This is a genomic window from Actinoplanes sp. NPDC051537, assembly GCF_055586105.1.
This window is the reverse complement of the sequence record NZ_JBVJIU010000028.1, coordinates 14,214-33,581: the sequence shown is the minus strand read 5'-3', so window position 1 is coordinate 33,581 and position 19,368 is coordinate 14,214. Positions and strand designations below refer to the sequence as shown.

Below are 19,368 nucleotides of genomic sequence, written 5' to 3'. Positions count from 1 at the left end.
CACCTCCGCCCGCTCGATGCAACGTCGCCTCGTCGGTGAGGGCCAGGTAGGCCTCCTCCAACGTCGTGGCGCCGCCGCCGGTGATCAGCTCGCCGACCGTGGTGTCGGCCAGCAACCGGCCGCGACCGACGATGATGAGCCGGTCGGCGGTCAGCTCCATCTCGCTCATCAGGTGACTGGAGAGGAAGACCGTGCGGCCCTCGCCGGCCAGCGACCGCATCAGCTCGCGGATCCAGCGCACGCCCTGCGGGTCGAGCCCGTTCACCGGCTCGTCGAAGATCAGGGTGCCCGGGTCGCCGAGCAGGGCCGCGGCGATGCCGAGCCGCTGCCGCATGCCGAGCGAGAAGCCGCCGACCCGCTTGCGGGCGACCTCGGTCAGGCCGACCTGGTCGAGCACGGCCGCGACCCGGCCGGCGCCGATGTCGTTCGTCCGGGCCAGCCAGCGCAGGTGCTCGACGGCGGACCGGCCGGGATGCGCCGCGTTCGCGTCGAGCAGGGCGCCCACCTCGCGCAGCGGCCGGGCGAACTCCGCATAGCGCCGGCCCCGGACGAGCGCCTCGCCCGCCGTGGGCGCGACCAGACCGAGCAGCACGCGCATCGTTGTCGTCTTGCCCGCGCCGTTCGGGCCCAGAAAACCGGTGACCACGCCCGGCTCGACGGTGAAGGAGAGCTCGTCGACGGCCACCGTCTTCCGGTACCGCTTGGTCAGCTCGTTGACTTGAAGCATGCCGGCCACCTTGCCCGAGGCCGGCGCCGCGCACATCGGACCACGGTATGTCCGACCCAGGTCTGAGGTGGTCTTGGGCCGCCGCCGCTAACCTGGCCGCCGTGACCCCCACTCCGCGGCTGAGCCGTCACCAGTTGATCGCCCTCGACGGCCTGGCCGCCGTGGCGTACCTGGTGCTGCTCGCGCCCGCGATGGTGATCCATTCCGACCTGCCGACGCGGGCCGCCGTGGCACTGATGGTCGCGGCCGGCCTCCCGATCGCCCTGCGCCGCCGGTGGCCGGTCCCGGTCTTCGTCCTCGTCCTCGCGGCGTCGGTGACCGCGGTGGCCGCCGGCGTGCTGGTCGATCCGTTCCTGGCCGCCTCCTACGCTCTTTATCCCGTCGCTCTAGCGGCCCGTCGCAGCCTTCTACCGGTCTCGGTGACGGGTGGGGTTGCCATCTTTATCCTCGCGGTCGGCTCCATCGCGGGCACCCCATCCGGCGCGTGGCCTCGCCTCGGCTCGGCCGTCGTCGGCGTCGGCTTCCTGGCCGGCGCGTGGACGGCCGGGCGGGTGGTCCGCGCGCGCCGGGCCGAGGCGGTTCGTGCCGCCGCCGAGCTGGCCGAGCGCGCGGTCGCCGACGACCGACTGCGCATCGCCCGCGAGCTGCACGACGTGGTCGCCCACAGCATGAGCGTGATCGCCATCCAGGCCGGCACGGCCAACCACGTGATGGCGGTACGCCCCGGCGAGGCGCAGGAGGCGCTGCGGGTGATCGAGTCGACGAGCCGTTCCGCGCTCACCGAGATGCGTCAGTTGCTGGGCGTGCTGCGCTCCGGCGCCGACGGCGTCCAGCTGTCCCCGCTTCCCGGCCCGTCCGGCCTGCCCACCCTGGTGCGGCGGGCCGAGGAGGCCGGCGTCCAAGTCGAACTAGACCTGCGCGGCACCGAGAAGCTGCCCGGGGGCATCGCCCTGTCGGTCTATCGCGTAGTACAGGAGGCCCTGACCAACGTTGTCCGCCACGCCGCGCCCACCCGCTGCGAGATCCTCGTGATCGTCGACGTCGCCGAGGTGCGAATAGAGGTAACCGACGAGGGCAGGCCGCGCGACGCGGACCAATCGGGCCGGGCAGGCGACGCGGACCGAGCGGGCCGGGCAGGCGACGCGGACCGATCGGGCCGGGCGGGCGACGCGGACCGAGCGGGCGACCCGGGCCGAGTGGGCGATACGGATCGGGCGGGCGACGGGGATCCGGCAACGGCGCTCGCGGGGAATGCCGGGGAACGGGGCCGCGAGCAACATCGAAAACGGCCGGCGACGGGCGGCGGGCGGATCGGGCACGGGCTGATCGGGATGCGGGAGCGCGTTCTCATGTACGGCGGGTCGTTTCAGGCCGGGCCTCGACCGGAGGGCGGGTTTGCTGTGTTCGCACACCTACCCTTTGAGCCGTGAGCGCTCCGATTCGCGTGCTGATCGCCGATGACCTCGCTCTGGTTCGTGGCAGCTTCCGGCTGCTGGTCGAGACTTCGGGCGACATGGAAGTGGTCGGCGAGGCCGCGAACGGGATCGAGGCGGTCGAGCTTGCCCGCGGGACGCTGCCCGACGTGGTGCTGATGGACATTCGGATGCCCGAGATGGACGGGATCGAGGCGACGCGGCGGATCTGTGGGGTTCGCGGGCAGCGGCCGCGCGTGTTGGTGCTGACGACGTTCGATCTGGATGAGTATGTGCATGGCGCGCTCCGGGCGGGAGCCAGCGGCTTCCTTCTGAAGGACGCTCCGCCCGCCGACCTGTTGAACGCCATTCGGGTCGTGGCCGGCGGCGAGGGGTTGCTCGCGCCGGCGGTCACGACGCGGTTGATCGCCGAGTTCGCGCGGAACCCGCCGCCGATGCGCTCGGTGACCCGGGAGATCGAGGCCCTGACGGAACGAGAGAGGGAGGTCTTGCTGCTGATCGCTCGCGGCCTGTCCAACGCCGAGATCGGCGACCACCTGAACCTGCGCCAGCCCACCGTGAAGAGCCACATCGGCCACCTGCTGGCCAAGTTGAAGGCCCGTGATCGAGCGCAGCTGGTGATCGCCGCCTACGAATCCGGCCTGGTGACACCCGCCCCGAGTTAGTAGCTGGGCGCTCGGCGGGCTTCCGGGGCCGCCGGATGCGAGACGCTGTTCGCCGGCCCGCAATCGAGTGGCGGGCCGGCGAACAGCGAAGACGAGCGGCGAACAGCGACCGCGGGCGGGCGGCAAGCCGCGAGCACGCGAGCGGGACCGGCTACCGCAGGCGGGTCGCGAGCACGCGACCACACGAGCGGGAACGGTGACCGCGGACGAGCCACGCGAGCACGCGAGCACGCGACCACGCGACCACGCGAGCGGGAACGGCGACCGCGGGCGGCGGCTACGGGCTGGTGCAGGTGATGGTCACGGCGGCGGGTGTGCCGCTGGCGGTGTAGCCGAACGTCGTGGAGGCGTTGGCGGCCAAGGTGCCGTTCCAGGCGGCGTTCTTGACCGTCACCGTGGAGCCGCTCGTGGTGTAGCCGGCGCTCCACAGCTGGGTTATCTGCTCGCCGTTCGTGAAGGTCCACTTGGCGGTCCAGGCGGAGATGGGACTGCTACCCGCCTTGACCGTGACGGTGGATTGGAAGCCGCCGTTCCAGGAGCTGACTACGGCGGAGCTGGCGGTGCAGGCGCCTGACGGGGCCGTGGTGGGCGGGCTGGTGGGCGGGGACGTGGACGGACTGGTCGGCGGGGTGGTTGACGGGGTGGTCGGCGGCGTGGACGGGGAGCTCGTGCCGCCGTCGCTGGTGGTGTAGGTCGTGGCGGTGTAGGGCTGCGAGCACTGGGTTCCGCACGCGGTGGGGAGGGCGAAGCTGTAGACGCGACCGTTGTTGATCAGCTGGTCGTTCACGTCGCGTACGCGAATCTGGAAGCTTGTTGATCCTGAGGTTTGGCCGCCGATGATGTAGGACTGGCCCATGTCGCTGTTCATGGTGGCCTTCTGCCACGTGCCGCCGGTCAGGTACTCGACGCCGTGGATGCCGTTGGCCAGGTGGGAGACGGCGATCGCGGGCCACCACGCCTGGGCGCCCTGGAGGAAGCCGATCTTCACGTCGCCGGTGTAGTTCGGGGCGGGGACGTAGGACCAGCTGATGTGGCGGTTGTTCCAGTGGTTCGGGTACATGTCACCGACCGCGGCGCCGCTCTTGGCGAAACGGTTGAGCGAGTCCTTCGCCAGGTCGAGGTGGTTCGGGTCGTCGCGGCACCAGGCGTTGGAGTCGCCGCAGCTGTCGGCGACGGTCATCGTCAGGGTGGCGCCGTTGTAGGCGTCGGCGGTCCACGAGCCGTTGCGGCAGAACGCCTGGTTCTGCGCGCCGTCGTTGACCCCCGTGCAGTAGTCGCCGATGGACACCTGGACGAAGCGCCCGCAGTTGAGGCCGTTGTTCCAGGCGCCGATCTTGGAAGCGTCGGTGACCGGGCGCGGGTAGAAGTTGTAGTCGCCGGGCGTGTTGTAGACGTTGAGCGCCACGAAATCCTGCGTGTCGAGCTGCGATTGGGGCAGACCGCAGCCGCCGTACGGTGATCCGAGCGCATCGAAGTAGGTGGCATTGCCGACGACCGGGTCGGCACCGGCGGCCGGCAGCTGGAAGCCCAGCAGAACCAGCCCGGCGGCGGCCGCGGCGGCCAGCCCGGTGCGGAAACGAACCCATCGAGATCTGCGGCGGTTCCCGGCCATGACGGTTCTCCTTCGGACGGCCGCCCCGGGCGCGGGTGGATGGCGGCCGGCGGCGTGGCGAATGGGAGCGCTCCCATCGCTGAACGTCGATGATAGGCCCGACGCGGGCAGCGAGGCAATCAGCGCGGGAGATCGCAGAATCGGGCGGCGGGAAGAAGCCGCGCCGGGAAGAAGCCGCGCCGGGAGGAGGACGAGGGCGACCCTCAGACCGGGAGCCGGGACGCGATCGCCTCGGCTACCTGCTCCGGCGTGCGCGTGCCGTCGATGAAGACCGCGTCGGACAAAACGGCGAACGTCTCGAGAGCCTGATCAATGTGGTCGAGGCGCCAGCCGCGGGCGTTCGTGTCTACCTCGTCGGCGTCGATTCGGGTGCGCAGCGCGTCGGCGGGGACGGAGAGGATGAACTCGTGCACCTCGGACCCAGCGGCGCGGAGTCCACCGAGGATGGACGAGCGGTACGCGGCGTCGATCAGGCTCATCGGCGCGACCCAGACCCGGGGATGATCGCGGTCCAGGCCGGCCATCGTCTCGACCACCAGGTGCCGCCACAGGGCCAGGTCCTGGAAGTCGCCGGTCGGCGAGGTCACGAACGAGCTCAGCATGTAGCCGACGTACTCGGGGTCGAACAGCGAAGCATCCGGCAGGCGCGAGGCCAGCAGGCCGGCCGTCGTCGTCTTGCCCGCGCCGAACGCGCCGTTGATCCATACGATCATGGGCAGGATCGTGCCATCAGGCGGCAAGCGCCCGGAACGCCCGGCCGACCGCCTCCTGCAACGCCTCCGGATCGGGGTCGTCCAGGGCCAGCAGCGCCGCCGTCACCGCGCCCGTCAGCGCGCCGGCCAGCGCCGCGCCGCTGATCGCGTCGAGCCGATCGGGAAACGCGAGCGCCAGATGCTCCCCGATGAGTTGCTGCCCCTCGAACTGGATCTGCAGCCCCCGCCCGCGGACCGCCGGCACGTCCCGGATGAACCGCAGCCGCAACTGCGCCATCGGCCCGGTCAGGTCGTCGTCGGCCGCGGCCGCCTCGCGCAGTCCCCGCAGCAGCACGTCGACCGGCCCCTCGGCGGGCGTCCTCGACTCGATCGCGCGCAGCGACGCCGAGATCCGCTCGGCGCTCGACGGGAACAGCACCTCGTCCTTGCTGGCGAAGTAGCTGAAGAACGTGCGCGTCCCGATCTCGGCCGCCGCCGCGATGTCGGCGACGGTCGTGCCCTCGTACCCCCGTTCCGAGAAGAGCGAGATGGCGGCGTCGACGATCGCCTGCCTGGTCCGGGCCTGTTTCCGTTCGCGCAGTGACACAGCCGACAGCATACGGCAACGAGGGCAAGACGGCACTCATTGCATTTCTGCACTCGATGCAACTATCGTCGAGGCATGCGAATCCTGATCTCCGGAGCCGGCGTGGCCGGTCCGACCCTCGCGTACTGGCTGGCCCGCGCCGGGTTCCAGCCGACGGTCGTGGAGCGCGCCGAAGGGCAGCGCTCGAGCGGCAACCCCGTCGACGTCCGAGGTCCCGCGCTGCCGGTCGCCGAGGAGATGGGCGTGATCCCGCGGCTGCGGGAGGCGGCCACCACGGTCACCGCGATGCGCCTGATCGACTCGCGCGGCCGGCGGCGGCAACGGATCCCGATGAGCGCCGGCCGCAGCGCGGCCGGGACGAGGGAGATCGAGGTGCCTCGGGCCGATCTTGCTTCGATCCTGTACGGGGCGGCCCGCGACCATGCCGAGTTCCTCTTCGACGACACGATCACCGCGATGGCGCCGGACGCGGGCGGGGTCGACGTGACCTTCCAGAACGAGCGACCGCGGCGGTTCGACCTCGTGGTGGGGGCGGACGGGCTCCACTCGACGGTCCGGCGGCTGGCGTTCGGCCCCGAGGAGCGCTTCATCCGGCATCTCGGGCTCTACGTGGCGACGCTGCCGGTCGACGAGCCGGTCGACAACCCCGGCGAGGTGCTGCTCTACAACAGTCCCGGGCGGCTGCTCGGGGTGCACCCGTCACGCGGCCGGGCGCTGATCGCCTTCATCTTCCGGAGCGGCGCGATCCCGGGCTTCGATCACCGGGACACGGCTTCGCACAAAAAGGCGGTGCTTGACGCGTACGGGCGGGATCGCGCCTGGCTCGTGCCCCACTACCTGGACCGGGTCGCCGCGGCCGATGATCTGTATTTCGATGGCGTCAGCCGAGTCGACCTGCCGGGCTGGTCGCGTGGGCGGGTGACGCTGCTCGGTGACGCGGCGGCGTCGGTGTCGCTGTTCGGCGACGGCTCGAGCCTCGCGATGGCCGGCGCCCGCACGCTCGCCAGCGCCCTGGCCGGGAGCGCGGATCCGGCCGTGGCGCTGGCCCGTTACGAGTCGGAGCACCGCCGCCGCACCGACCCGAAGAAGAGGGCCGCGGGCCTGGCGGCGGCCTTGCTGGTCCCCCGCACCCGGTCGGGACTCGCGGTCCGGAACGCGGCATCGTGCGTGCTGGCGGCACGCGGGGAAAAGACCGCCGACGCCCCGAGATGAGAGCCGGGCGCAAAACCGGAATTTCGGATTTGCGGGCCAAGGAGAACAAGGGCCGGCGGAAGAGAACTCAGCGCGCGTAACGGAACTCGAGGCGCGGAGACAGGACTCGCCGCGCGGAAGAAGGTTCAGCGCGCGGAACAAGACTCGCCGCGCGGAAGAAGGTTCAGCGCGCGGAACAGGACTCGGCGCGCGGAAGAAGGATCAGCGCGCGGAACAGGACTCGCCGCGCGGAAGAAGGATCAGCGCGCGGAACAGGACTCGCCGCGCGGAAGAGGCATGCGCGGGGCGGTGGGCGCATTGCCGGCGAGAGCGCTGGTGGGCGGACCGCGAACCGGCCGCCCACGAGCGGGTAATTCAGGCGGCCGCGCCGCGGAGGACGGCGTCGACCAGGGACTCGGCGAAGCCTTCCTCGTTGATCGCCGGGTTCCAGCGCAACATGTTCTGCATCATCGACGGGCCCGAGATCATCAGGAGCGTGAGCTCGACGTCGAGGTCGGCCCGCAGCTCGCCGTTCTCGACGCCGCGGCGGATCACCTGGCGCATCACGTCGCGGCGGGGCTCGATGACCGCCTGGTACATGTCGTGCAGCTGCTCGTCCTTCAGGAACTCGGGCAGCAGGCACACCGTCGCCTGGCCGTAGCGCAGCGCGCGCCCCGAGCGGTTGGCCTTGACCAGCATGATCAGGTCGTCGCGGACGGACTCGCCGCGCGGGGGTGGCAGCGGGTTCTTCATCGAGGCCACCGCGTCGATGAGCAGCGCCTCCTTGTTCGACCACCGGCGATAGATGGTGGCCTTGCCGACGCCGGCCTTGGCCGCCACCGCCTCGATGGAGATGGCGGCCACGCTCTGGCCGGCGCTGAGCAGCTCCAGCACGGCGTCGAGGATGGCCTCGTCGGCCTGCGCGCTGCGGGGCCGGCCCGGAGCCTTACGCTCCGGGCCGACCTCGGAAACAGCCGTCGTCATGGCGTTCATTGTGACCGACGCGTCACGCCTCGACCAGCTCCACGCCCTGCTCCTCGGCCAGACCCTCGGCCGAGGTGGGCGCGGGAGCCGCGGCCGGGCGCTTGCCGGGAACCCAGACGACCGCGACGAGCGCGCCGAGCACCGCGAAGATCGCGCTGCCGACCGACGCGTAGTGCATGGCGGTGATGAACGAGTCGTTCGCACCCTGGATCAGGGTCTGACCCGCGGCCCCGGCCCGCTCGGCCACGCCGTAGGCGCCGGAGATCGACTCGCGAGCGGCGTCCGCCGCGGCGGCGGGGAGGCCGTCGGTGGCGCTGCCGAGGTGGTCGCGGTAGACCGAGGAGAGCACCGCGCCGAGCACCGCGACGCCGAGGGCGCCGCCGAGCTGCCGGATCGTGTTGCTCACCGCGGAGCCGACGCCCGCCTTCTCGCGGGGCAGCGACGCCATGATCGCCTCGGTGGCGGGCGGCATCACGTTGGCCATGCCGACGCCCATCACGAAGTACGCGGCGGCGACGACCCAGATCGGCGTGGTGGCGCCGACGAACACCCACGTGCTCAGGCCGATCGCGACCAGGATGAGGCCGGTGGTGGCGACGGCCTTGGGGCCGAACCGCTTGACCATGGCCGCGCTGCGCGGGGCGAACACCATCTGGGCGGCCGCGAACGGCAGGAACAACGCGCCGGACGCGAGCGGCCCGTAACCCCGTACGAGCTGAAGGTAGAAGGCGCCGAAGAACATCGCGCCCATGGCCGCGAAGAAGATCAGGCCGATGATGCCGGTCGAGGCCGAGAACTGCTTGTTGGCGAAGAGGCGCACGTCCAGGGACGGGAACGCGACCCGCCGCTCCCAGAGGACGAACGCGATCATCACGAGGACGCCGCCGCCGAGCGTGCCCCAGGCCAGGGCGTCGCCGAAGCCGTCCTCGCCACCCTTGATCACGCCGTACGTGACCAGGCTGAGCCCGATGATCGACAGGATGACGCCGAGGACGTCGATGCGGCCCGGCCGCGGGTCACGCGACTCCGGCACCAGGATGGCGACCAGCGCCACGCCGATCACGACGATCGGCACGTTGATCAGGAAGACCGAGCCCCACCAGAAGTGCTCGAGCAGGAGGCCGCCGACGATCGGGCCGATCGCGACGCCGAGGCCGACCGCGCCCGCCCAGACACCGATGGCCCGGCCACGCTCGCGGGGCTCGAAGACGTTCGCGATGATCGAGAGGGTGGCCGGCATGACCGCCGCCGCGCCGAGGCCCATGAGGGCGCGGGCGCCGATCAGCTGGCCGGGCGAGTCCGCATAGGCCGAGACCAGGGACGCCACGCCGAAGATGGCGAGGCCGGTCATCAGGGTGATGCGGCGGCCGAGACGGTCGGCCAGGATGCCGGCGGTGAAGAGCAGGCCGGCGAAGACCAGGGTGTACGAGTTGATGGCCCACTCGAGCTGACTCTGGGTGGCGCCGAGCCCGTGCTGCGGGTCGGCGATGGTGCGCAGCGCGACGTTGAGCACCGTGTTGTCGAGCACGACCACGAGCAGGCTGATGACCAGCACGCCGAGGATCGCCCAGCGCCGGGGGTGCCCGGCTTGGGTAGCTACTGGAGTGTCCATGAGGGTCCCCACGTTTTGATACGAGACTGTTCCGTATTCAAGGAGAACCGTAGACCCGATCGCGGCGAAACGGAACGTCTCCGTATCGGAATGTGCCGACGATCACCAAGGCAACCGACCCGCTCCCCGGAAGACTCTGCTCGCGGCGTGATTCGGGCCGATGAATCGCACGTGACGAACAGGAGACCGAGCTGGTTCCCCTCGGGGGGCAGCCTGCGCGACGAGGACTGGGCGCGGCGTCACCACCTGCTGACGCTGCTGCTCGCCGCCACGGTGGTGGGCCTGACCCTGTTCGGCGCGTTCACCGAGGGCATGACCGGCGCCTGGCTCTGGACGTTCCTGCTCTCGCTGGCGTCGGTCGTCGCCGCCGTCCGCCTCCCCGGCCGCCGGCTGCCCTCGATCGCGGTCGCCATCGGCATGACCGCGGTCTGCGCCGGCTTCGTCGCCATGTGCCACGGCATCACCGAGGCGCACTTCTCCTTCTTCATCGCCGTCGCCGCGCTGGCCCTCTACCGGGACTGGGCGCCGTTCGGCATGTTCCTGATCGCGACCACGCTGCACCACGGCCTGTTCGGCTCGCTGGTCAACGACCGCACGTTCGACCACCACGGCGCCCAGCTGCACCCGCTGCTGTGGGCGCTGCTGCACGGCGTCGCGGTCCTGCTCGCCGCCGGGTTCCAGGTGATCGGCTGGCATCTGACCGTCACCGAGGAGCGCCGCGCCCAGGAGAACCTGGACGAGAGCCAGGCCCAGCTCAACGTGTCCTTCGACGAGACGCCCGTGCCGATGGCCATGATCGCGCCGGACGGTCACCTGCTGCGCACGAACTCCGCGTACCGCACCTGGCTGGGTCTGCCGGACGAGCTCCCCGAGGGCTTCGCCGTCAAGGACCTCCCGATCACCCCGCTCGAGACCGGGCTGCCGCCGCTGTTCGGCGAGCTGGTCGAGCGCGACTCGGCGGTCGAGACCCGCGCCTACCGCCGGCACGACGACGGCTCGACCATGTGGGTCGAGGTGCACAGCACCTCCCTGCACGACAACAACGGCCGGCTCCGCCTGATCTTCGTGAACTGCATCGACGTCACCCGCAGCCGCCTGCACCAGGACGAGCTGCGGCGCCAGGTGCGGCACGACTCGCTGACCGGGCTGCTCTCCCGCGAGGGCTTCGACCAGGACCTGGCCGCGATGATGGCGGCTGGCGCCGAGCCCGCGTCGGTGCTTTACCTCGACGTCGACCGATTCAAGTCGATCAACGACGGCTCCGGGCACTCGGCCGGCGACGCCGTGCTGCGCGCGCTCGCCGGGCGCCTGGCCGGCGCCGTCCCGGCCGGCTCGCTGCTGGCGCGCTTCGGCGGCGACGAGTTCGTCGCCGCGTTCCCCGGCGACCTCGAGGTGGGCGAGCTGACCGGGCTCGCGGTGGTGTCGGCGTTCGCCGAGCCGCTGCCGGTCGGCGACAACGTGCTCTCCCTGTCGGCCAGCGTCGGCGTGGCCCTGGCCGCGACCGCCGCCGGGGCCGAGGAGGCCGTGCTGGCCGCCGACACCGCCATGTACGCGGCCAAGCGCGCCGGCGGCAACCGCCTGGCCGTCTTCAGCGACCAGATGCGCGTCGACGTGCACGCCCGGATCGTCGGCGAGAAGCTGCTGCGCGAGGCGCTCGGCGGCGAGCGCGCGCGGACGCTGCCGGTCTGGTTCCAGCCGATCGTGTCGGCCGAGACCGGCGAGGTCGTGGGGGCCGAGACGCTGGTGCGCCTGCGCACCCCGGACGGCAAGATCCACGGGCCGAACGTGTTCATCCCGGCCGCCGAGGAGACCGGCCTGATCGTGCCGCTCGGCGAGCACGTGCTGATCTCGGCGCTGCGGCAGCTGCTGGCCTGGCGCCACGACCTGCGGTACGTCACGGTCAACGTGAGCCCGCGCCAGCTGGCCGAGCCGGACTTCGTGCCGCTGCTCGCCGACCTGCTCGCGGCCAGCCCCGAGCTCGACCCGAGCCGCCTGGTCCTGGAGATCACCGAGACCGCGATGCTGGGCTCGTCGGGCGACGTCCGGGAGCGTCTGGAGATCATCAAGACCCTGGGCGTACGCATCGCGCTCGACGATTTCGGGACCGGTTACAGCTCGCTGACCTGGCTGCAGTCGATCCCGGCCGACGTGGTGAAGCTGGACCGCTCGTTCGTGGCCGGCCTCGCCGCCGACCCGACCAAGTCGTCGATCATCCAGGCCGTGCTCTGGCTGGCCCGTTCGCTGGGCATGTCGGCGGTGGCCGAGGGCGTCGAGGAGGCGGCCGACGTCGAGGCGTTGCGCGCGGCGGGCTGCCCGCTGCTGCAGGGCTTCGCGTTCGGCAGGCCGATGCCGCCGGAGGAGTTCGAGGCGACGCAGCTGATGGCTCAGCGCTCGAGGATGGCCACCACGCCCTGACCGCCGGCCGCGCAGATGGAGATCAGGCCGCGGCCCGAGCCCTTCTCGGCGAGCAGCTTGGCCAGGGTCGCCACGATCCGGCCGCCGGTCGCCGCGAACGGGTGGCCGGCCGCCAGCGACGAGCCGTTGACGTTGAGCTTGTCCCGGTCGATCGAGCCGAGCGGCGCGTCCAGCCCGAGCTTCTCCTTGCAGAACACGGGCGACTCCCAGGCGGCGAGGGTGGCCAGCACCTGCGACGCGAACGCCTCGTGGATCTCGTAGAAGTCGAAGTCCTGGAGGGTGAGCCCGTTGCGGGCGAGCAGCCGCGGCACCGCGTAGGCCGGGGCCATGAGCAGCCCCTCCTCGCCGTGCACGAAGTCGACCGCCGCGTCCTCGCCGTCGACGAACCAGGCCCGCACCGGCAGGTTGCGCGCCTCGGCCCACTCCGCCGAGGACAGCAGCACGGTCGAGGCGCCGTCGGTCAGCGGCGACGAGTTGCCCGCCGTCATCGTCGCCTCGTCCTGGCCGAACACCGGCTTGAGCTTCGCGAGCTTCTCCAGCGTCGTGTCGGCGCGCAGGTTCTGGTCCCGGGTGAGCCCCAGATAGGGCGTCAGAAGATCATCAAAGAATCCGCGGTCGTACGCCGCGGCCAGCCGCCGGTGCGAGGCCAGCGCCAGCTCATCCTGCGCCTCCCGGGCGACGCCCCACTTGAGCGCGGTGATCGCGGCGTGGTCGCCCATGGACAGTCCGGTGCGGGGCTCGGCGTTGCGCGGGACGGCCGGCAGGAACGCCTGCTGCGGCCGCAGCCGGGACGCGGCCTTGAGCCGGTCGCCGACCGTGCGCGCCCGGTTGAGCGCCAGCAGCGCGCGGCGCATGTCCTCGTTGAGCTGCAGCGGCGCGTCGGACGTCGTGTCTACGCCGCCGGCCACGCCGGCGTCGATCTGGCCGAGGGCGATCTTGTTGGCGACCAGGATGGCGGCCTCGAGGCCGGTGCCGCAGGCCTGCTGGATGTCGTACGCCGGGGTCCGCGGGTCGAGCCGGGACCCGAGCACGGTCTCGCGGGTCAGGTTGAAGTCGCGCGAGTGCTTGAGCACGGCGCCCGCCACCACCTCGCCGAGCCGCTCCCCCGCGAGGCCGAACCGGGCGACCAGGCCGTCGAGGGCGGCGGTCAGCATGTCCTGGTTCGAGGCCTCGGCGTACTTCGAGTTGGACCGGGCGAACGGAATCCGGTTCCCACCCAGCACCGCGACGCGACGCACGCTCTGCACGACAACCTCCCCTGACCGGAACGCTACTGACGAGTAGGCTACGCCCATGGGTGACAGGTACGCGAACTTCGCGAACTCCGGTGTCGGGCGTGGCGTGGTGAAGCGGCTGGGGCTTCCCGACCCGCCCCGCCTGCGGCGTTACCGCGCCGGCGACCCCCTCGCCGACGGCCCGGTGCTGCTCGGCGCGGCCCCCGGGGGACGCTTGTCGGGGCCGGTCGCGAAGCTCTTGGAAGCGGCCGGCGCCCCGGTGACCGAGACCGCCGACGAGGGGATCCGTTACGGCGCGCTGATCTTCGACGCCACCGGCATCACCGACTCGACCGGCTTGCGGGCCCTCTACGACTTCTTTCACCCGGTGGCCCGCAGCGGGAAGGCGAGCGGGCGGGTCATCGTGCTCGGGACCCCGCCCGAGGCCGCGGCGAACCCGCGCGAGGCGACGGCCCAGCGCGCCCTGGAGGGGCTCACCCGCAGCATCGGCAAGGAGTTCGGCCGGGGCATCACCAGCCAGCTCGTCTACGTGGCGCCCGGCGGCGAGGGCGCGATCGAGTCCACCCTGCGCTTCCTGGTGAGCGGCCGGTCCGCGTACGTCTCCGGTCAGGTCATCCGCGTCGGCGCCGGCAGCGCGCCCGCCCCCGCCGACTGGGACCACCCGCTCGCCGGAAAGACCGCCCTGGTCACCGGCGCCGCCCGGGGCATCGGCGCGGCCATCGCCCGGGTGCTGGCCCGCGACGGCGCCGACGTGATCGTGCTCGACGTGCCCGCCGCCGGCGACGCGCTGGCCGGGGTCGCCAACGACGTGCGCGGCCGGGCCATCCAGCTCGACCTCACCGCGCCGGACGCCGCCGAGCGGCTCGCCGGGCACCTCACCGGCCTCGACATCCTGGTGCACAACGCCGGCATCACCCGCGACAAGACGATCGCCCGGATGGACGAGACCCGCTGGGACTCGGTGATCGACGTGAACCTGTCCAGCCAGGAGCGGATCAACGACCTGCTGCTCGAGCGCGGTGTGATCCACGAGGGCGGCCGGCTGGTCGGGGTCGCCTCGATCGCCGGCATCGCCGGCAACCGGGGCCAGACCAACTACGCCACCAGCAAGGCCGGCGTGATCGGGCTGGTGCAGTCGATGGCGCCGGTGCTCGCCGGCCGCGGCATCACGATCAACGCGGTGGCGCCGGGCTTCATCGAGACGGCCATGACCGCGAAGATGCCGCTGTTCCTGCGCGAGGCGGGCCGGCGGATGAACAGCATGTCGCAGGGCGGGCTGCCGATCGACGTGGCCGAGACCATCTCCTGGTACGCGTCGCCCGGCTCGGCCACCGTGACCGGCAACGTGGTGCGGGTCTGCGGCCAGAGCCTGCTGGGGGCGTGAGCCGTGGCCGTCGTCGAGCTCGACCGGGACCCGCGCGGCATCTACCTCAAGGCGGCTCTCGGCCTGCTGCCCTCGCGTCGCGGCGACGACCTGCCCGACCGCGAGATCGCGCGCCGCGGCGTGACCGTCGACCGCGACCACCTCGCGCGCTACGACCGGGTGTGCGGGTTCCGGCTGACCGACACGCTGCCCGCCACCTACCCGCACGTGCTGGCGTTCCCGCTGGCGATGACGCTGATGGCGGCCGCGGACTTCCCGTTCCCGGTGGTCGGCATCGTGCACGTGGCCAACCGCATCACGGTCGAGCGGCCGATCGACGCCGGGGAGCCGCTCGACCTCGTGGTCCGCGCCGAACGGCTCCGCCCCCATGACCGGGGCCGGGTCTTCGACGTCGTGGCGACCGCCTTCGCGTCCGGTGAACAGGTGTGGACGGGCGTCTCGACGTACCTCTCGAAAAACGGAACCAGGCGCGACGGGCCCGCCCAGCGCGACCAGCCGCCCGCCCCGGCCCCGACCGCCCGCTGGCGCGTCACGCCGCGCGTGGGCACCGGCTACGCCGCGGTCTCCGGGGACCACAACCCGATCCACACCTCGCGGATCGGGGCCCGGCTGTTCGGCTTCCCCCGGCCGATCGCGCACGGCATGTGGAGCAAGGCCCGCGGCCTCGCGGCGCTCGAGGGACGGCTGCCCGCGGCGTACACCGTGGACGTCGCGTTCAATCAGCCGATCCTGCTGCCGTCCACGGTTTCCTTCTCCTCCGCCTTCGCCGGCGGGGGCGTCACCTTCCGGCTCGACGGCAAGCGGCCGCATCTTGCGGGCCAAGTTACGCCACCGTAACGTTACCGGCGGGTAAATTCCGGTTTCGTCGGAGGGGTGTCCGCGCGCATGGAGTTCTGGCTCGACCTCAACGAGGAGCAAACCGACCTGCGGGACTGGGTTCACGGGTTCGCCGAGGGCGTGATCCGGCCCGCCGCGTCCGAGTGGGACGAGCGCGAGGAAACGCCCTGGCCGATCATCCAGGAGGCCGCGAAGATCGGGCTGTACGGCTTCGAGTTCCTGGTCACCACGTGGTCGGACATGAGCGGGCTGAGCCTGCCGCTGGTCAACGAGGAGCTGTTCTGGGGCGACGGCGGCATCGCCATGGCGCTCTCCGGCACCTCGCTCGCGGTCGCGGCGATCTACGGCTCCGGCACGCCCGAGCAGCTGGTCGAGTGGGTGCCGCAGTGCTTCGGCGACACGGCCGAGCCGGCGGTGGCGGCGTTCTGCACGACCGAGCCCGAGGCCGGTTCCGACGTGGGAGCGATGCGCAGCCGGGCGGTTTACCACGAGGCCACCGACGAATGGGTGCTGAACGGGCAGAAGGCGTACGCGACCAACGGCGGCATCGCGAACGTGCACGTCGTCACCGCGTCGGTCGACCCGTCGCTCGGCTCGCGCGGGCAGGCCGCGTTCATCGTGCCGCCGGGCACCGCCGGGCTGGTCGGCACCCGCAAGCTCAAGAAGCTGGGGCTGCGCGCCTCGCACACCGCCGACGTGTTCCTCGACGACGTGCGGGTGCCGGGCTCGTGCCTGCTCGGCGGCAAGGAGGCGCTCGACGAGCGGCTCGCCCGGGCCCGGTCGGGGCAGCGGGCGACGCGGCAGGCGGCGATGCGGACGTTCGAGCTCTCCCGGCCGGCGGTCGGCGCGCAGGCGATCGGCATCGCGCGGGGCGCCTACGAGTACGCGCTGGAGTACGCCAAGAACCGGGTGCAGTTCGGCCGCCCGATCATCGAGAACCAGGCCATCGCGTTCGCGCTCGCCGACATGAAGATGGAGATCGACGCGGCCCGGCTGCTGGTCTGGCGGGCGGCCTGGATGGGCCGCAACGACCGGCCGTTCGTCGCCGGCGAGGGCTCGATGTCCAAGCTCAAGGCGGGCGAGGTCGCGGTGGCGGTCACCGAGAAGGCGGTGCAGATCCTCGGCGGGGCCGGCTACCTGCGCGAGCATCCGGTCGAGCGGATGTTCCGGGACGCCAAGATCTACACGATCTTCGAGGGGACCAGCGAGATCCAGCGGCTGGTGATCTCCCGCGCCATCTCGGGAATGCAGATCCGGTGATGCCCGGGCCGTTCGTACTCGCCACCATGGCGCGGCGGGGGCTGCTGAGGCCGGCGCCCCCGCAACGCATCGTGCGGCAGTTCCAGGCGCTCGGGACGTGGGGCTACGGGCTGGCCGGGGAGCTGCGGCAGGCGGCGGCGCGGTCGTCGTCGCAGGTCGCGGTCATCGACAACACCGGTTCCTACACGTACGGCGATCTGCTCGATCGCTCGTCGCGGCTGGCCGGCGCGCTGCCGGTCGCCGCCGGTGACCGGGTCGGTGTCCTGTGCCGCAACTCGGCCGACATGGTCGTCGCCCTGGTCGGGATCGCCTCGGTCGGCGCCGATCCGGTTCTGATCAACACTGGGCTGTCCTTCTCCCAGCTCTCCGACGTGATCGCCGCGCAGGGTCTGAAAGCCGTGATCCACGATCCGCGGTTCGCCCACCTTCTGACCGGGTTCAGTGGCGCGATCGGGACGGATCGGCTCGCCGATCTGATCGCGTCCGTCCCGCCGGTGACGCTGTCGCCGCCGCCCCGCGCCGGGCGGACCATCGTGCTGACGTCGGGGACCACCGGGATGCCCAAGGGGGCGCAGCGGCCGACGCCGAGCGGGTTCTCGCCGCTGTGCTCGATCATCGACCGCATCCCGCTGCGGGCCGGGACACGGATGATGATCGCGGCGCCGCTCTTCCACACGTGGGGCTACGCGGGGCTCCAGATCGCGCTGGCCCTGCGGGCGACCGTGGTGCTGCGGGAGCGGTTCGACCCGCCGGCCGCTCTCGCCGCGATGCGCTCCGAGGGCTGCACGGCGCTGATCGCCGTACCGGTGATGCTCCAGAACCTGATGGAGCTGCCGCCGGACCTTCCGCTCCCACCCCTCTCGATCGCCGCGGTGAGCGGCTCGGCCCTGCCCGGCGGGCTCGCCACGCGGTTCATGGACCGCTACGGCGACATCCTCTACAACCTGTACGGCTCGACCGAGGCGTCCTGGGCCTCGATCGCGACGCCGGAGGATCTGCGGGCCGCGCCGGACACCGCCGGGCGCCCGCCGCACGGGACCGCGGTGGCCGTCGTCGGTCCGGAGGGGACGATCGTCCCGCAGGGTGAGACCGGGCGGCTCTTCGTCGGCAACGAGATGCTCTTCGAGGGCTACACCAACGGCACCGCGCGCGAGCTGCGCGACGGCCTGCTCGCCACCGGCGACCTCGGGCACGTCGACGCCGCCGGCCGGGTCTTCGTCGACGGCCGCGAGGACGACATGATCGTCTCGGGCGGGGAGAACGTGTTCCCGTCCGAGGTCGAGGGCCTGCTCGCGGACCTGCCGGGGGTGCTCGAATGCGCCGTGATCGGGGTGCCGGACGACGAGTACGGCCAGCGGCTCGCCGCGTACGTCGTGCTCCGCCCGGCCGCCGCTCTCGACGCCGACGCCATCCGCGACCACGTCCGCCGCCACCGCGCCCGGTTCTGTGTGCCGCGCGATATCGTCTTCCTCCCCTCGCTCCCCCGGAACGCCACCGGTAAGGTGCTGAAACGCGAGCTTCCCCACTGATCCTCTGGAGCATCGCCCATGCAGGACCCCTCGCGGCGGGCCGAACGCCTGCTGGAACGGGCGCAGGCCGGCGAGGCCGACGCGGTGCTGACCGAGGCCGAAACGCTCCTCCGCCTGCCCGGAAGTGATCTCGCGTGCTTCCACTTCGTCCGCGTCGTCGCCCTGATCGTCCAGGGTGACCTGCGCTCGGTGCTCCGGGCGGTCGAGCACATGCTGCGGGCCGCCGACCGCGAGGGCAGCAACGGCTGGCGGGCGGCGGCGCTCTCGACCCGGGCCTCCGAGCGGCTGCGGCTCGGCGAGGAGGACATCGACGAGTACGACGTGGACGCCGCGCTGCGGGATCTGACGCTGGCCGAGCGCCTGGTGTCGGCGGAGACGGCCGACCCGATCGCGGCGGTCAACGCCCGGGTCGGCATCGCCGTCGGCTACCTCCAGCTGCGCCTCTACGAGCTGGCCGGCCCGCAGTACGAGGCGGCGTACGAGATCAGCGCGGCCGACCCGGCGCAGAACGGCAACCGCTCGATGTGGCTCACCAACCTCGGCGAGATGCACCTGCACTGGGCGCTCGAGCTGTATCAGGTCGGCCAGGTCGCCGAGGCCGAGCGGCACACCGCCCGGGCCGAGTGGTTCGCCGTGCAGGCGGCGGCCGAGGCCTCCGGCGAGGAGGCCGACGCGTGGCGCGACATGGCCCTGCTGATGGCCGCCTGCGCCCGGGCCGACCGAGCCGACCCCGCCGGGGCGTCGGTCGACATCGAGCACTACACATCGTCCTTGCAGGCCCGCGGCGTGGTGCCGTCGATGCTCGCGTACAGCCAGCCGTTCCGCGCCGTCGCCCTGAAGCGCTCGGGCCGCCTCGAGGAGGCGATGCGCGTGATGGACGACGCGGTGGCGGCCCTGCCGCCCGACTCGGGCTGGCTGATCGCGGCGGCGACGCATCGGACTCGCGCGCTCCTGATGTCGGCCCGCGACTCGGCCGACGTCGCGCTCGCCTCCCCGGCGGGTGACGCGTCCCGCCCGGCCGACGCTTCCGGCGCGGCCGACGCTTCCGGCGCGGCCGACGCTTCCGGCCCGGCCGACGCTTCCCGCCCCGCCGACGCTTCCCGCCCCGCCGACGCTTCCCGCCCCGCCGACGCTTCCCGCCCCGCCGACGCTTCCCGCCCCGCCGACGCTTCCCGCCCCGCCGAC

Annotated in this window: 14 protein-coding genes and 2 pseudogenes; 9 read left to right on the top strand and 7 right to left on the bottom strand. The window is 72.2% G+C overall.

All coding sequences use genetic code 11. The annotated features are described in order from the left end of the window. Positions 1-4 precede the first annotated feature (4 nt). A pseudogene (locus tag ACZ6TB_RS44900) lies at positions 5-727 on the bottom strand (ABC transporter ATP-binding protein); the annotation flags it as partial. 101 nt (positions 728-828) lie between these two features. On the opposite strand from ACZ6TB_RS44900, the gene ACZ6TB_RS44895 reads away from it, so the two are divergent. Then, a complete protein-coding gene (locus ACZ6TB_RS44895; RefSeq protein ID WP_465566712.1) occupies positions 829-2,157 on the top strand; it encodes a sensor histidine kinase in 1,329 nt (442 codons plus the stop codon). Further along, entirely contained in the window at positions 2,154-2,825 is a 672-nt protein-coding gene (locus tag ACZ6TB_RS44890; RefSeq protein ID WP_465566709.1) for a response regulator, read from the top strand. Before ACZ6TB_RS44895 ends, ACZ6TB_RS44890 begins: the two co-directional genes overlap by 4 nt. 277 nt (positions 2,826-3,102) lie before the next feature. Here ACZ6TB_RS44890 and ACZ6TB_RS44885 read toward each other — a convergent pair whose 3' ends face one another. The 3 genes from ACZ6TB_RS44885 to ACZ6TB_RS44875 all read right to left on the bottom strand — a co-directional run bounded on the left by ACZ6TB_RS44885 (position 3,103) and on the right by ACZ6TB_RS44875 (position 5,736). After that, entirely contained in the window at positions 3,103-4,437 is a 1,335-nt protein-coding gene (locus ACZ6TB_RS44885; RefSeq protein ID WP_465566706.1) for a cellulose binding domain-containing protein, read from the bottom strand. A 203-nt stretch (positions 4,438-4,640) separates the two neighbouring features. Further along, positions 4,641-5,150 (bottom strand): P-loop nucleotide/nucleoside kinase family protein, encoded by a 510-nt coding sequence (locus ACZ6TB_RS44880; RefSeq protein WP_465566703.1) that lies wholly within the window; start codon positions 5,148-5,150, stop codon positions 4,641-4,643. 16 nt (positions 5,151-5,166) lie between these two features. Then, positions 5,167-5,736, bottom strand: a complete 570-nt coding sequence (locus tag ACZ6TB_RS44875; protein ID WP_465566701.1) for a TetR/AcrR family transcriptional regulator — start codon at positions 5,734-5,736, stop codon at positions 5,167-5,169. A gap of 75 nt (positions 5,737-5,811) precedes the next feature. Between ACZ6TB_RS44875 and ACZ6TB_RS44870 the strand changes: the two genes are divergently transcribed. Beyond that, complete coding sequence (locus ACZ6TB_RS44870) at positions 5,812-6,948, top strand: FAD-dependent monooxygenase (protein ID WP_465566698.1); 1,137 nt, start codon at positions 5,812-5,814, stop codon at positions 6,946-6,948. A gap of 354 nt (positions 6,949-7,302) precedes the next feature. Here the strand turns inward: ACZ6TB_RS44870 and ACZ6TB_RS44865 are convergent, their stop codons facing one another. Next, on the bottom strand, positions 7,303-7,911 hold the full coding sequence (locus ACZ6TB_RS44865) for a TetR/AcrR family transcriptional regulator (protein ID WP_465566696.1): 609 nt from the start codon (positions 7,909-7,911) through the stop codon (positions 7,303-7,305). Positions 7,912-7,933: 22 nt separating this feature from the next. After that, on the bottom strand, positions 7,934-9,523 hold the full coding sequence (locus ACZ6TB_RS44860; RefSeq protein ID WP_465566694.1) for an MFS transporter: 1,590 nt from the start codon (positions 9,521-9,523) through the stop codon (positions 7,934-7,936). A 171-nt stretch (positions 9,524-9,694) separates the two neighbouring features. Here ACZ6TB_RS44860 and ACZ6TB_RS44855 point away from each other — a divergent pair, with 171 nt between their 5' ends. Further along, on the top strand, positions 9,695-11,938 hold the full coding sequence (locus ACZ6TB_RS44855) for a putative bifunctional diguanylate cyclase/phosphodiesterase (RefSeq protein WP_465566692.1): 2,244 nt from the start codon (positions 9,695-9,697) through the stop codon (positions 11,936-11,938). Here the strand turns inward: ACZ6TB_RS44855 and ACZ6TB_RS44850 are convergent. Further along, the gene (locus ACZ6TB_RS44850; protein ID WP_465566689.1) at positions 11,908-13,185 is read right to left on the bottom strand and encodes an acetyl-CoA C-acetyltransferase; all 1,278 of its coding nucleotides are present in this window, start codon (positions 13,183-13,185) and stop codon (positions 11,908-11,910) included. The genes ACZ6TB_RS44855 and ACZ6TB_RS44850 overlap by 31 nt on opposite strands. Before the next feature lie 46 nt (positions 13,186-13,231). On the opposite strand from ACZ6TB_RS44850, the gene ACZ6TB_RS44845 reads away from it, so the two are divergent. The 5 genes and pseudogenes from ACZ6TB_RS44845 to ACZ6TB_RS44825 all read left to right on the top strand — a co-directional run. Next, entirely contained in the window at positions 13,232-14,557 is a 1,326-nt protein-coding gene (locus ACZ6TB_RS44845; protein ID WP_465566686.1) for a 3-oxoacyl-ACP reductase, read from the top strand. 3 nt (positions 14,558-14,560) lie between these two features. Then, positions 14,561-15,394 (top strand): MaoC/PaaZ C-terminal domain-containing protein, encoded by an 834-nt coding sequence (locus ACZ6TB_RS44840; RefSeq protein WP_465566683.1) that lies wholly within the window; start codon positions 14,561-14,563, stop codon positions 15,392-15,394. A 48-nt stretch (positions 15,395-15,442) separates the two neighbouring features. Continuing rightward, complete coding sequence (locus tag ACZ6TB_RS44835) at positions 15,443-16,654, top strand: acyl-CoA dehydrogenase family protein (protein ID WP_465566894.1); 1,212 nt, start codon at positions 15,443-15,445, stop codon at positions 16,652-16,654. Next, complete coding sequence (locus tag ACZ6TB_RS44830) at positions 16,654-18,183, top strand: AMP-binding protein (RefSeq protein ID WP_465566681.1); 1,530 nt, start codon at positions 16,654-16,656, stop codon at positions 18,181-18,183. The genes ACZ6TB_RS44835 and ACZ6TB_RS44830 overlap by 1 nt, the downstream gene beginning before the upstream one ends. 18 nt (positions 18,184-18,201) lie before the next feature. Beyond that, positions 18,202-19,368: pseudogene (locus ACZ6TB_RS44825) on the top strand (hypothetical protein); the annotation flags it as partial.

What these genes read in the sequence shown, in the direction of transcription:
- ACZ6TB_RS44885 (WP_465566706.1), bottom strand. Translation starts at nt 4,437, where the DNA reads ATGGCCGGGAACCGCCGCAGATCTCGATGGGTTCGTTTCCGCACCGGG.
- ACZ6TB_RS44880 (WP_465566703.1), bottom strand. Translation starts at nt 5,150, where the DNA reads ATGATCGTATGGATCAACGGCGCGTTCGGCGCGGGCAAGACGACGACG.
- ACZ6TB_RS44870 (WP_465566698.1), top strand. Translation starts at nt 5,812, where the DNA reads ATGCGAATCCTGATCTCCGGAGCCGGCGTGGCCGGTCCGACCCTCGCG.
- ACZ6TB_RS44865 (WP_465566696.1), bottom strand. Translation starts at nt 7,911, where the DNA reads ATGACGACGGCTGTTTCCGAGGTCGGCCCGGAGCGTAAGGCTCCGGGC.
- ACZ6TB_RS44860 (WP_465566694.1), bottom strand. Translation starts at nt 9,523, where the DNA reads ATGGACACTCCAGTAGCTACCCAAGCCGGGCACCCCCGGCGCTGGGCG.
- ACZ6TB_RS44845 (WP_465566686.1), top strand. Translation starts at nt 13,232, where the DNA reads ATGGGTGACAGGTACGCGAACTTCGCGAACTCCGGTGTCGGGCGTGGC.
- ACZ6TB_RS44835 (WP_465566894.1), top strand. Translation starts at nt 15,443, where the DNA reads ATGGAGTTCTGGCTCGACCTCAACGAGGAGCAAACCGACCTGCGGGAC.
- ACZ6TB_RS44830 (WP_465566681.1), top strand. Translation starts at nt 16,654, where the DNA reads ATGCCCGGGCCGTTCGTACTCGCCACCATGGCGCGGCGGGGGCTGCTG.